The organism is Sorangiineae bacterium MSr11954, from assembly GCA_037157815.1.
GTDB lineage: Bacteria > Myxococcota_A > Polyangia > Polyangiales > Polyangiaceae > Pendulispora > Pendulispora albinea.
This window is the reverse complement of the sequence record CP089984.1, coordinates 5,269,340-5,281,532: the sequence shown is the minus strand read 5'-3', so window position 1 is coordinate 5,281,532 and position 12,193 is coordinate 5,269,340. Positions and strand designations below refer to the sequence as shown.

11 protein-coding genes are annotated in these 12,193 nt (G+C 67.7%); 5 read left to right on the top strand and 6 right to left on the bottom strand.

Going from position 1 to position 12,193, the window contains the following annotated elements; all coding sequences use genetic code 11:
- The first annotated feature begins 25 nt into the window (after nucleotides 1-25).
- From LZC94_20540 to LZC94_20520, 5 genes are all read left to right on the top strand, one after another.
- Nucleotides 26-1,207, top strand: a complete 1,182-nt coding sequence (locus LZC94_20540; GenBank protein WXB19602.1) for a methyltransferase domain-containing protein — start codon at nucleotides 26-28, stop codon at nucleotides 1,205-1,207.
- Nucleotides 1,204-2,400: a hypothetical protein gene (locus tag LZC94_20535; protein ID WXB19601.1), complete on the top strand. Its 1,197-nt coding sequence runs from the start codon at nucleotides 1,204-1,206 to the stop codon at nucleotides 2,398-2,400. The genes LZC94_20540 and LZC94_20535 overlap by 4 nt, the downstream gene beginning before the upstream one ends.
- The gene (locus tag LZC94_20530) at nucleotides 2,397-3,611 is read left to right on the top strand and encodes a hypothetical protein (protein WXB19600.1); all 1,215 of its coding nucleotides are present in this window, start codon (nucleotides 2,397-2,399) and stop codon (nucleotides 3,609-3,611) included. The genes LZC94_20535 and LZC94_20530 overlap by 4 nt, the downstream gene beginning before the upstream one ends.
- A 161-nt stretch (nucleotides 3,612-3,772) precedes the next feature.
- Nucleotides 3,773-4,282 (top strand): hypothetical protein, encoded by a 510-nt coding sequence (locus LZC94_20525; protein WXB19599.1) that lies wholly within the window; start codon nucleotides 3,773-3,775, stop codon nucleotides 4,280-4,282.
- 70 nt (nucleotides 4,283-4,352) lie between these two features.
- Nucleotides 4,353-5,966 (top strand): DUF4157 domain-containing protein, encoded by a 1,614-nt coding sequence (locus tag LZC94_20520; protein ID WXB19598.1) that lies wholly within the window; start codon nucleotides 4,353-4,355, stop codon nucleotides 5,964-5,966.
- A gap of 15 nt (nucleotides 5,967-5,981) precedes the next feature.
- Here the strand turns inward: LZC94_20520 and LZC94_20515 are convergent, their stop codons facing one another.
- The 6 genes from LZC94_20515 to LZC94_20490 all read right to left on the bottom strand — a co-directional run bounded on the left by LZC94_20515 (nucleotide 5,982) and on the right by LZC94_20490 (nucleotide 12,173).
- Nucleotides 5,982-6,815 (bottom strand): sel1 repeat family protein, encoded by an 834-nt coding sequence (locus tag LZC94_20515; GenBank protein WXB19597.1) that lies wholly within the window; start codon nucleotides 6,813-6,815, stop codon nucleotides 5,982-5,984.
- Nucleotides 6,816-6,867: 52 nt separating this feature from the next.
- A complete protein-coding gene (locus LZC94_20510) occupies nucleotides 6,868-7,863 on the bottom strand; it encodes a zinc-binding dehydrogenase (GenBank protein WXB19596.1) in 996 nt (331 codons plus the stop codon).
- Nucleotides 7,864-8,109: 246 nt separating this feature from the next.
- Nucleotides 8,110-9,243, bottom strand: coding sequence for a zinc-binding dehydrogenase (locus LZC94_20505; protein WXB19595.1), 1,134 nt, complete (start codon nucleotides 9,241-9,243; stop codon nucleotides 8,110-8,112).
- Nucleotides 9,240-9,488 (bottom strand): acyl carrier protein, encoded by a 249-nt coding sequence (locus LZC94_20500; protein WXB19594.1) that lies wholly within the window; start codon nucleotides 9,486-9,488, stop codon nucleotides 9,240-9,242. Before LZC94_20500 ends, LZC94_20505 begins: the two co-directional genes overlap by 4 nt.
- Nucleotides 9,478-10,476, bottom strand: coding sequence for a ketoacyl-ACP synthase III (locus tag LZC94_20495; GenBank protein ID WXB19593.1), 999 nt, complete (start codon nucleotides 10,474-10,476; stop codon nucleotides 9,478-9,480). Before LZC94_20495 ends, LZC94_20500 begins: the two co-directional genes overlap by 11 nt.
- Nucleotides 10,476-12,173 carry a carboxylesterase family protein gene (locus LZC94_20490; protein ID WXB19592.1) on the bottom strand — a complete coding sequence of 566 codons (1,698 nt, stop codon included), beginning with the start codon at nucleotides 12,171-12,173 and terminating at the stop codon, nucleotides 10,476-10,478. The genes LZC94_20495 and LZC94_20490 overlap by 1 nt, the downstream gene beginning before the upstream one ends.
- Nucleotides 12,174-12,193 lie beyond the last annotated feature (20 nt).

Here is a 12,193-nt window from a genome sequence, read left to right as displayed (position 1 = left end):
AAACGAGGACCGGACGGACTTTCACATGCTTGCCAATCACGCAGCCATCTTTGCGACCGCCTACGACGATCGGCGGTGGGGGGAGGGGGCCGGCGCCGGCTCCACCCTCGAGGCGACCCGCGCCTACCGCGCGTTCATCGAGCAGTTCATCGTCGAACGCGGCATCCGCAGCGTTCTCGACCTCGGGTGCGGGGACGGGGGTTTATCTGCGGCCATCGATTGGAAGGGGGCGCGGTATCTTGGAATCGACGTCGTCGGGCGTCTCGTCCAGGCGAATCGCGCCCGCTTTCCGAACCTCGCGTTCGCGGTGGGCGACGCCATGGAGCTCCAACCCCACGCGGGGTTCGATCTGTTGATCGTGAAGGACGTGCTCCAGCATTGGAGCCACCAAACGGTCCTCGCGTTCCTTGCGCAGCCTGCGCTGGCATCGTTCCGTCACGTGCTCATCACCCACTGCGATCACGAGTGGGCGAACAACCCCGACGTCGAGGACGGCGGCTGGAGGCCCTTGAACATGCTGGCGGCGCCGTTCACGGCATGGGGTGCGCGGTCCTTGCGTCGGTTCGGCACCAAGCGAATGGTCCATCGCGGTCCCAGCCTCGCGGCGCGCGATCTCCTCGAGCGCCTCGAGTGGTGGATCATCAGCCTCGATCGGCGCCCGGATCGCCTGGCGCATGCGCGCGCGCAGCTCGAGCGCATCGGCGTGACGAAGGCCCGTCGCTTTCAGGCATTCGATGGGCATCGCCTCCAGCTCACCAGCCAACGCCCCGACTGGGTCCGCAAGGGCGCGGTCGGCTGCTATTTGTCCCACCTCGCGCTCCTGAAGCAAGCGCAAGCGCGGCGCGCGCCCTGCGTCATCGTCGAGGACGATCTGGTGCTCGTCGACGACTTTGCGACCGCGTTCGACGCGTTCGTCGGCGAGGTCCCCGAGGATTGGGACGTGCTCCTCTTACCGGGCCGCTGGCACCGCGAGCCGCCCGAGGTGCTCGGCCCGCATCACTGCCGGCTGGTCGCGACATGGGGAACGGCCATGTCGATCTTGCGCTTGCCCGCCATCGATCGCTTGTTGGAGGAGGCCGATTCGCTCGACAGGCCCATTGACGATTATTACATTCGCATGATGCCGTCGCTCAAATTCTACGCGCCGCGCCGCGATCTGGTGGCGCAGGACGGGAGCTTGGGCACCAACATTGGAGATCATGGATGATCCCCAAAAAGATTCACCACGTCTGGCCGGGCGACGATCCTTTTCGCGCGAGCTTTCACCCATTTCGCACGAGCTGGCTGGAGCATCACCCGGATTGGACGTTGCACTTCTGGCGCACGGAGCTCGGCGCGGGCATCGCCGAGGACGTGCGCGCCTTGCTCGCGGATCCCCGCTACACCGTGGTCGTCAAGAGCGATGTCGCGCGTTTCGAGCTCCTCCGCGTTCACGGGGGAATTTACGCCGACACGGACGTGGAGTGCCTGAAGCCCTTCGACGATCTGCTCGAAGACGGCTTTTTTTGCGGTCGCGAGAGCGCGGAGACTTTGTGCCCCTCCGTCGTGGGGTGCACGCCGGGCCATCCCTTTGCGGCGCTCTTCGTGCGCGAGGCCCTCGCGCGCCTTCGCCAGGTCGGCCCGGCGGCCGCCAACGCAAAGCCCAATGAGGTGACGGGCCCCGTTCTCCTCACGGAGCTCGCGCGCCATCGCTCGGACGTGAGAGTTCACCCCGAGCATTGTTTTTACCCCATTGGCTGGTGGGAGACGCATCGCCTTCACCAGCCCACCCCCGGGGCTTATGCCAAGCATTGGTGGAACGGCGCGACCAGCCCCGAGGGATGGACGAGGAAACAGGTATTCGGGCGCGAACGAGGAGCCACCGTGAAATACGACTTGGGCGGCACCGGACCGCGCGCGGGCTATGTGAGCGTCAACCTCGCGCCGGGGGCCGATCGCCCCTGCGATATTCTCGATCTCGATGCGCTTCACCCCGCGGATGGCGACGTCGACGAGTTTTTGCTGGTGCATACGCTCGAGCATGTGCCCGTGACCCGTTACGTGCCGTTTTTGAACGATCTCCACCGCAAGCTCCGGACGGGCGGCACCGTGGTGGTCATCCAAACGGACGCCGACGCGGTGATTCGCCAATACGTGACCGGGCAGCTGTCCTTTCGGTCCATGCGGTCCACCCTTTTTACCCCGGAGGACCGCGTGCGCGACAATCCGCTTCAGTCTCATCAAAATATGTGGAGCGCCGAGGAGCTCGCGCGCGATTTCCGCGCCGTCGGATTCGATGTCGAGACATTCGACGCCGGCACCTGGGGATTCGATATGTCCGATCCGCTGTATCCCGACGATATGACGCGCGATCACGGAAAGCCGATTCGTAATCTCGGCCTACGGGGGAGGAAGCGATGAGTCAATTCGCCAGAAAGCACGCGCCTGCACCGCGTTCGATGCCCATTGCACCCGCGCACCATGCGGCCTCCCCGCCCGAGGCCCGCCACCGTGCGCCCGCGGCGTCGGCCCCTGCGCAAGTCAATGTACGGGAGAGCGCGGGGGGCTACGATTTCAGCCGCGTTCGCGCATTGCCGCGCGCTTCGGATTTTCAACAAGGTGGGGCGGCGGCTGGGCCGGAGAACGAAACGACGGAGGCAGCGCTCGACCAGCAAGTTCCGCCCCCGCCCGTTCTCGGACCGGTGGGGGGAGGCGGCGCCACCGGGGTCGGTGGGGGCGGGGGTGCGCCTGCGCCTGTACCTGCACCTGTGCCCGCGCCTGCACCTGCTCCTGCGACATTGGGATCCCCAACGGCGACCATTGGCACCCGTGTTCGTGCTGCTAGCACCCCGACCGCGATGGCGCCCGATCGGATTCCGCCGAATGTCGACTTTCCCGTGTCGATCGCGATCGCCAATCTCAGGATTCCGATGAGGGACGTGGACATCGCAGTCGACGGATCCGGTGGCACCAATGGCATCGTGACGGTCAACGGGGCCGCGACCACGACGATGGGCGCCAGCGGCACCGTCCAGCTTCGAGGCACGGCGCAGACGGCGCCGGGCAGCGCGGGAAATCTTCGTTTGGTCGTGCGGTGGGCGGGCACCCAACTTGCCGTTGGCAATAGCTTTTCGGTCGCGGCGATACCGCAGGACATGGCGCTCTCCGGACACACGCCGCTCACGGGCGCGACCCGCGGCATGGTGGTCACCCAGACGTGGAGCTCGGACAGCGGCCGGCTCGCCGACCTCGATGAGGCGCAGATCTCCGAGCAGGTTCAATACATCCTGAGCACGGGGGTCTTTTCGGGGCTTGGCGCGACCAACTCGGGTTACATCGGGGCAAACGGCGGCAGTTTGACGGATACGCATTCCACCCCCGTGGCTGCGCTGACCGGGCCCGGAATGCGCGTCGCGAACCAAACGGAAATGTTCCTCGACAATCGCACGGGGGTGCGCGATATCCCCATGCGAAATTCGGGATTTACCATTGGTCGCGTCGTCCTGCCGATACCTACCGCCACGGGCGTTCGGATGCATATCACCACCACCAAGGCCGGCGCGGCCGTCACAGCCAATGGGATTGCATCGGCCGCTGGCGCCGGTCGCGAATCGGAGCCACAGTTGGTGTGAGACTCGTGCGCTCCGGCTTGGTCGTGAAGCTTCTCGTTCTTCGGATGGGGTTCGTCGTTCGGGTGTTTCCGTTGTTGGTGGTGTTTGGAGCAGGAGCGTGCCAAAGGCATCGCGTTACCGAGAGGCCGCCGCAAGTGGCCGATCTTCGAGGAGGTTCGACCTTGTCCACGCACCGTCCGAACGATTCCAGTGCGCCGATGGGGCCTGCGACCACGCTCTTCGTGCGCGAGGGGGATCGGCTCGTCGAGGCCCCCGCCGAGGACGTGGCCTTGGCGCGCGCGTATCCGAGGTGGCCGGATAAGGGAGCGGTCGCCGGAGGGAGGCGGCTCACCCTGCTCTGTGCGGAGCGTCCTTATGCGGCCGGCGAAACGGTCCACGTGATTCACGCCGTGGAGTACGTCGGCACCGGGCACACGGCTTATGTCATGGGGCCCAAGCCCGTGGTGGGTGAATGGGTCGATGGCTCGCTGGCCACCGCGCCCGCACCTGCGCCTTCCGGGGGCGATCCGCTGGTCCCGCGCGACTACGATGGTTTGACATTGCCGAGCCCCATCGTGGACATTCATTACGAGATCACCACGTATCGTTTCGTACGACCGGGGACGCATGACATCGTCTGGCGGCTCGGTCCCGATCTTCAGTCGAACGTGCTCCGGGTTCAGGTGAGGTGAGCCTCGCTCGTTCGAGATGCCGCTGCGTCCATCGGCTCCTCGAGCACGTCTCCTAGGAATGGGTTTCGCCATGTCCAGCCATCGCATGCTTGCTCCGAAATCGAAGTCGCCTGCCACGTCGTTCACGTCCCGGGCCGGGGGCGCATTTGCGCTGCGGCCATGCGATGTGCCGGGCCGGAAGGAGCACGGCAAGGGCGTGCTGCAAGCGAAGTTGAAGGTCGGCGCGGTCGATGATGCGTTCGAGCGCGAAGCGGACCGGGTCGCCGATGCCATCTCGCGGAGCGAGAACGCAAATGTGCGGGGGCAGGTATCCGGCGGGCATGTCCAGCGGGCGTGCGCCGCGTGCAGCGGCGGGCAAGGAGCTTGTCCCAAATGCGAGGAGGAGTCGCGCGCGATCCAGCGCAAACCCAGCGACGAAGGCCCGGCCGCGCGCGTTGACGCAGAAACCCTCGTGCCGAATGCGCTCGCGGGCGGAGGCGCCCCGCTCGCCCCATCGACGCGGTCGTTCATGGAGTCGCGGTTTGGTCGTGACTTCTCGCAGGTGCGCATCCACGCCGGGCGCGCGGCCAACGACGCCGCCTCCGCGCTGGGCGCGCGCGCGTTCACCCTCGGTCGGGACGTCGTCTTTGGCGCCAATGAATATGCGCCCGACACCCCCGCCGGGCGCCGGCTCGTCGCGCACGAGCTCACGCACGTCGTGCAGCAGGCGGGTGGTGCCGGCGGCACGGTGCAGCGGCAGGGGCTCGGCGGACCGCTCGATATGAAGCCCGATCTCTGCGTCACGTTCCTGGGCCAGCGGGTTTGCGGATCGGACGCGGCGGGGCTCTGCTCCAAGATCGACCTGCCGGGCTGCAGCGCCGTATGCCGCGTGTTCGGCTGCGACAAAAAATCCGATAAGCCAAAAGCGACGTGTCCGCCCGGCTGGCGGGCGGCAGGCTCGAAGGGCTTCGAAGGTCAGTGCTGCCCCGAGGGAACGAGCGTCGACAGCGCGCAGAGTTGTTGCCCGAGCGACCGGGTCGGCGCCCTCGACTTCCGTTGCTGCAAGCCCGACGAGGTGGTCTCCGAAGGGCATTGCAAAAAGGCGTCGGACTTGCCGCCCGTCCCGCTGCCCCAGGCGTTTTGCCCTCCTCCCGGAAAGCGCACGCTCCTCGGCAACAAATGCTGCTTCCCGCCCGAGTTTCCGTTTGGTCTCAACCAGTGCAGCCTCCTCGGCGCACCGCCAGGACCACCGACGTCTCCTCCGCAGCCGCAGCCGCCAAAGCCCACCTCCAAGCTGCCCGAGGCTACGGAGATCTTCTTTCGTCAGGATCGACCGGGCCCTGGTGAGTCGGCGAGCGCGCTCACGTCGGCGACCACGTCGAGCGGAAAGGCGAACTTCGACGAGCTCGTGCGCAAGCTCGAGGCCGATCCCGCGCGGGTCGTGCAGCTCGTCGGGCGCGCCTCGCCGGAGGGGCCAAAGGACGATCCCATCACGTACAATCGGGAGTTGGGCGCGCGCAGGGCCCGCATGGTCGCCGCCGCGCTTCAATCCGAAGGAATTGCCGCGAGCCGGCTGGCCGATCCAAGCGAGTCCGATCTGCGCGCCGAGTGCGAGCCCATCGACACCGGCCTCGTCACCTGCGGCATGGCCGGCGCCACGGGCGAGGGCGATCGCGAGGTCCTCGCGCGGGTGTTCACCCCGTAATCCGCCGCGTTCGATTCAGCGGCGCCCGGACGGCGAAGGCGCGTCGGTTCGCACGGTCGCGCGCGCGCGGCACGCGGGCTGCTCGCCCGCATCGCAGCGGCCCTGCCATCGTTGGAGCAGGCGCCGGGCCGCCGGCACGCCTTGGAGGAGGGCGTCGCGCACGTCGTCGCAGCCCGTGCACGTGGTCTCGCACGCGGCACCGAACCATCGCACCGCGTCGTCCGCGTTTCCCGTGGCTTTGGCGTCCAGCGCCAGGAGCAAGCACGACGCGGTGTGCCCGAGGGTGCACGCCCGCTGCCGCAACCTTGCCGTCGTCGCAGGCTCCCGCGGCACGCCCTCGCCATGCTCATAGGCGTAGCCGAGCATGTAGCAATCGCCGGCCACGCCCGCGTCGCATCCGGTCCGATGACCTTTGGCGGCCTTCGCGAAGAGCTGCTCGGCGCGGGCTGGATCGCGCGGCACGCCGAAGCCGCTCGCGTACGCCTTGGCGAGGTTGGTGCAGGCGCTCGCCGAGCCAAGCTCGCACCCCCGGGCCGAGTACGTCGCGACCTTGGCGGGATCGCGCGCAAAGCCAAGTCCGGAGTAGCAGCCGCCGAGGGTAAAGCAGTCGGACGCGGAGCCGCCCTCGCACTTGGCCACGCATGTCGCTTCATCGCCGCACGCGCACGCGGTCGCCGTCGACCCGGTGCGCTCCGAGGATCGCTCCGATGCGCACGTCGCCTGCGGAGGTGTGGTTTCGCGCGCATCGCGCGCCCGTGCCTCACGGTCCACGGGCGGCGGCGCGCCTCCGCAGCCGCCGCCGTTCGCGACCACCAGAGCACCGAGCGCGAGCTCCGCGGCGATTCGCATCGCGAAAAACGTACGACCGCGTATGGTGCGCGGCAACACGCGCCGTGCGTCTTCAGCGCGCCGCGAGCACGGTCTTTCCCATGGTGGCGCGGCTCTCGATGGCGCGGTGCGCCTCGGCCGCGTGCTCGAGCGGGAAGGGCGGGTGAACGCGGGGAACGAGCTTGCCCTCGGCGGCGGCGGCGAGCGCCCGTTCCTCCAGCGCCCGGAGCGCGGCAGGGGGCATCTTGGCGAGCGCCGGACCAATCGCCGACGTCACCGTCAAGCTGCGCGCGAACAAATCGGAAGCGGAGAGCTTCGTCGGCTCGTCCCCGATCGCTCCAAACAGGATCAAGCGCCCGCCGGCGCCGAGCAGCTCCAGCGCCTGGCGACCCACCGCACCGCCGATGCCGTCGAACGCGACGCTCACCTCGCGCCCCCCGAGCGCGCGGCGCACGGCGTCGGGCCACGCGGGATCGCTGTAGTCGACGGCCACCGTGGCGCCGAGCTTCGCGACCTCCGCGACCTTGGTCGGGCCCCACGCCCCGCCTACGACGGCCGCACCCGCGTGGATGGCCGCTTGAACGAGCAAGCTGCCGATGCCGCCGGTCGCGCCGGTGACCAAGGCCACATCGCCGGGCACGAGGCGTGCTCCATCGAGGATCCGCATGGTCGTGCGGCCGGTGCCAATCATGGCCACGGCGGCCGCATCGTCGAGAGCGTCGGGAATCGCATGCAACGACGTTGCATAGGCCACGGCCTGGTCGGCGTAGCCGCCGCCACCTTGCCCCAGGTGTGCGACCACCCGGCGCCCGAGCCAACTGGAATCGACGTTTTCTCCGAGCGCATCGACGATCCCCGCGACCTCGCGCCCGGGGATCGTCGGGAGCTCTGGCAAGGGCAAGGCCATCCTTCGGCCCCCCGCACGAAGCGCCGTGTCGATGCGGTGAACCCCCGCCACCGTAACGGCAATACGAGCTTGCCCGGGCCCGGGCTTCAGCGCGGGCAGCTCCTCGTAGCGTAGATTTTCGGCCGGTCCAAAAGCGTGAAGGCGAATGGCGTGCATGGTCATGCTCGGACCGTAGGACCTCGAGTAGACTTGAGGTCAAGGGCCATTCCGCGCGTGAACGACAAGGGCGAAGTTTGGCTGCTCGTTGGCGGTCTTCCCTGGTGGCGCCCCGCGCGGTGATATCGGAAGACGTCGATGGATGGATGAACTGGACCCGATCGGATGGATCGTCCATGGGGTGCGCCGGCATGCTGCGTCTGGATGACACGATATCGCAACGAACCCCATCGAGGGCTGCTCCCGAAGCAGCTATGCGAGGTCTTCGTTCACGGCGAAGATGGGAAAGTACGAATCGACGTGCCCTTGGGCGTAGGCTTCGGCCAGCTCGGGGATCTGCTCCCAGGCAGTGACCGCGTCGTCGGCGGGCGGCAGCCAATCGTTCTCGCTGGCGTAGCGGACGGAGTCTTTTCCCTCCTCGTAGCGCGCGTAGTGCGTGTGAACGTGAATGTGGCGGCCGATGCACTCCATGGCGCGCGAGTACGCGAGCGTCATGCCGTGTTTCCACCCGGAGGTGGTGACGACGCCCTGCCGAGCGAGCGACTTCAACGTGGTTTTGTACGAGACCCCCAGGTTGTCGACGAAGATGTCCACGCCGCGCCCTCCGCTCTTCTCGTCGACGATCTTCAAGAACTCCTTCTCGAAGTGGCCCTCGGGCCAAGCGCTGCGGTCGATGGGGGCGATCCCCAGCTCGTTCAACAGCGCCAGGCGCGAAGGCGTCGACGCGATCATAGCGACCTTGAACCCCATGGATTTCGCGAGCACCAGCTCGGCCAGCGAGACACCGCCGCCCCACGCGCACACGAAGGCGTCGCTCGGAGGGCACTCGGCCATCTGCGATCGCCAGCAGGCGAGGGCCACGCGCCAGTTCGCCCAGGCCGTGACATAGCGCAGGGAGAAGCCGGCCCACTGGCGGAGCTCGCGGCGCGCGTCGTGCGGCGAGCGGGGCGACTGCGAGGACTGCGGGATCGTGACGAGCTGCCGCTCGTGGAACTTGGTGGTCTTGGCCAGCACGCCCACCGTGCCCGGATCGTCGTAGCCGAAGGCGCGCATGGTGTATCCGTAGGCGTCCCAGGTTCCGTTGCAAAATGCGATGCAGCGATCGCCCGGGCGAACGGTGGTGACCGCGCTGCCCACCTCGACGACTTGAACCACGCCCGCGTTTCCGATGACGACGGCGTCCTCACCCCGGAGCGTGCAAATGTCCACGGGGCTCCTTCGCACCGCGTGATCCATATTGCCCTCCCAGCAGCCATAGATGGGCCGGATCAGCACTTCTTGGGGGGAGAGAGGCGAAATCGTGATGGTCTCGCGCAGGAGCGGCCCGAGGGTCTTCGTGCCATCGCCTCGTCGAAGGACCCACGCTTCGGTGCGGTAACCCGTCATGTCGTGGCCCCGGCGTTTCCGTGCGCAGCGATGTAGTCGACGAGATCGCGGATGGAGCGTAAATGACTGGCGTCTTCGGGGGAGATCGACACTTGATACGTTTGCTCGATTTGAAAGAGCAGGTTGACCATGTCCAGCGAATCGAAGCCCTGCTGGGCCAGCGGCCGGCTGTCGTCGAGCTCCGACTCCGAAATGTGTATTTCGGCGGCGGCGAACAATCGTGTCACGTGATTTCTACTCGTCATTTTTACTCCGTTGGGTTCGATATTCCATCAAAGTTGTCCCCCACGTGAAGCCGACGCCGAACCCGCTCATCACGACACGAGCGGGCGGCGGCGTCGAAGCTCTCCGCAGGTGCTCCTCGATCGTGAGCGGTATCGAGGACGATATGGTGTTTCCGTAGCCCTCGATGACGAACGGTACCTTCTCGGGGGGGAGCGAGAGCGTGCCGCGCAGAAAGTCCACGACGTACTTGGAGCCCGGGTGCAGAAAGAAGCACCCGACGTCGGCGGTCGTGAGCGCGTTTCGCGCGAGCACGCGCTGGACGCTCGGCGGGACCTCGCGCGCGGCGTTCGAGAACACGAGGCGGCCATCCATGAACAGGCGGCCGTCGTGGTCGTCCAAGCACGTGGAGCTGCCGGGGACGGTGCCGAAGTCTCCATCGATCAGGACGTAGCCCGGACGGTCGCGCGAGATGTACGAAACGGTCGCGGCGTCGCTGAAGATGAGCGCCGTGGTTTTGTCCTCGGGGTCGACGAAGTCCGAGTACGGATCACCGGTGAAGAGCAGGGCATCGCGGAACCCGAACGTGTCGAGCAGGGAGGAGACGATGGCGACGGCGTGCGGGTAGCCCGCGCACCCGTGCGAGACGTCGAACGTCATGCACGATTTCGGCATCCCCAGCTTGTGGTGTAGGATGGCCGCCACGTGCGGGATCCTGCGGTCGGGGTTCTGTGTCACCACGCACACGAGGCGCACGACATCGAGGTCGATGCGGGTCTTCTTCGTCAGATCGTCGAAGGCCCGCAGGCAGAGATCGCTCGTCACCTCCGATGGCTCTTTGACCGAGCGCTCCAGCACGCCCAGTCGTTTTCGTAGAAACTCGGCGTCGAGATCGAAGTGGGCGGCTCGTTCCAGGTTCGAGAGCCGGCGTGGCGGAATGTATGTGCCGATCGCGGCGAGCCGCGCGCCGTCGTGGGGCGAGGTCGACCTTAGCCCTGTGCGCTCTACCATCACGTTCCTCCGTTCAGGCGATCCCAGAACGCGCAATGCGCGTTGGCCGGGAGCTCTGTGAGCCGCGCCGAGTCCGAGAGGACCATGGTGCGCGGCGAGGAGGCGGACCAGGCGGGCCACTCGGGCGCGCCGGCCGCCGCCGGGTTTTGTGTGCGAACGAAACTCGTCCAATAATTCTTCACGCGGCGCGCGAGCTCGAGCTCCGGCGGGGTGCTCGGGACGCCGGCGCTCGTTTGCTGCCACCACGTCCACGGCAGCGGCGCTCCCCATACGAACGGAAGCTCGACGGTGTGCATGGCCAGGACGGGCTTCGAGGTCGCGAGCTGCGGCGCGTGATCGAACCGGTATGCGAACACGGGGGAGCTGCTCGAGGCGGCAAGGTGGCGGGTCCCGCACTCGAAGGTGCCATCGCCGATCAGGGCCGCCAAGGCGGTCCTCGGATCGCCGCCGTACTGCGCGAGGGGGTACTCACCTTCGAGCACGGGCGCCAGCGGTCCGAAGACGAGCTGGAGCGCCGTGGTGTAGTCCGAGGGCGACACCAGCGGCAGGGCGCCGAAGACGCCGTCCGTGAAGAACAGGCCCTCGTTGGCGTTGAACCCCGTGAGAATGGGCACCTTCGCGAAGGTGCCTGCGGCCAGCGCCGCGCGCGGCGACACCGGCACCAAGGTGCCGTCGACGATGGAGGAGAATGCGTTCGACGTGTTTCCGCGCACGATGGTCTCGGCTGGGAGCGCGCGGAGGCACGCCTCGTCCAGCGCCGCGCCGCCATCCTCGGTGCCCGCGCCGCGCGAGCCCGTGCACCCCCATGCGCCGGCCAGGCGGGTCGCCGTGGCGGCGGCCTGCGCGCGCGTCTGAACGCCGTCGCAATTTCCGCTTTGCGCGAGGAGCCCGCGGAAGAGCCCCTGCGAACTCGGCATGGTGCCGTGAAGGCAGACGGCCTGCGCACCCGACGAGTTGCCTGCGATCGTGACCTTCGCGGGATCGCCTCCGAAGGCCGCGATGTTGCGCTGAACCCACCGAAGCGCGAGCTGCTGATCGAGCAGCGCGAGGTTGCCGCCGCCGTCGGCCGAGGGAATGGCGAGGACGCCGAGCGCTCCGAGGCGGAAGTTGATGCTCACCACCACTACGTCCCCCGTGCTCGCCAGGGTCGCGCCGGGATATCCGCCCCCCGGGCCGTCGCCGCTGGTCCCGTCGATGGATGCGCCGCCGTGTATCCAGAGCAGCACGGGCTTGGCCGACGCGCCCGCGGGCGACCAGATATTGAGCGACAGACAATCCTCCGATGCTCCGCTCCGCACGGCGCTCGAGTCGAGGAGCGAGACGCCGAAGCAGCGCGGGCCATAGGACTTCGCGGGGCGCGGCTCGCTCCAGCGGATGGCTTCGGGCGCCTTCCACCGGCGCGCGTTCACCGGCGGCGCGGCGTACGGGATCCCGAGAAAGGTCCGGACGCCGTTCGACTCGGTGCCGATGATCGGTCCGGTGTCGGTGGCGACGGTGACGTCGGACGAAGTGGCCGCGTCGGGCGCTGGCTGGACATCGGTCGTGGCGGCATCCTTCGGCGCCGGGTCGGGCCGGACCACGGGCGCGTCGTCATCGCATGCGACGAAGAGCGCGAACGCGCTCACCAGGCTCGAGGCGAGGCATAGCCCGAGCGGGCGTTTCGTCTTGCTGCCGATCGGGGGGGACGTGCGGTTCATCTCGTAACCTCCATTGCTCC

Bases quoted from the DNA above. Each gene is read 5' to 3' on its own strand.
- LZC94_20540 (WXB19602.1), top strand. From the start codon at position 26: ATGCTTGCCAATCACGCAGCCATCTTTGCGACCGCCTACGACGATCGG.
- LZC94_20535 (WXB19601.1), top strand. From the start codon at position 1,204: ATGATCCCCAAAAAGATTCACCACGTCTGGCCGGGCGACGATCCTTTT.
- LZC94_20530 (WXB19600.1), top strand. From the start codon at position 2,397: ATGAGTCAATTCGCCAGAAAGCACGCGCCTGCACCGCGTTCGATGCCC.
- LZC94_20520 (WXB19598.1), top strand. From the start codon at position 4,353: ATGTCCAGCCATCGCATGCTTGCTCCGAAATCGAAGTCGCCTGCCACG.
- LZC94_20515 (WXB19597.1), bottom strand. From the start codon at position 6,815: ATGCGAATCGCCGCGGAGCTCGCGCTCGGTGCTCTGGTGGTCGCGAAC.
- LZC94_20510 (WXB19596.1), bottom strand. From the start codon at position 7,863: ATGACCATGCACGCCATTCGCCTTCACGCTTTTGGACCGGCCGAAAAT.
- LZC94_20505 (WXB19595.1), bottom strand. From the start codon at position 9,243: ATGACGGGTTACCGCACCGAAGCGTGGGTCCTTCGACGAGGCGATGGC.
- LZC94_20500 (WXB19594.1), bottom strand. From the start codon at position 9,488: ATGACGAGTAGAAATCACGTGACACGATTGTTCGCCGCCGCCGAAATA.
- LZC94_20495 (WXB19593.1), bottom strand. From the start codon at position 10,476: ATGGTAGAGCGCACAGGGCTAAGGTCGACCTCGCCCCACGACGGCGCG.
- LZC94_20490 (WXB19592.1), bottom strand. From the start codon at position 12,173: ATGAACCGCACGTCCCCCCCGATCGGCAGCAAGACGAAACGCCCGCTC.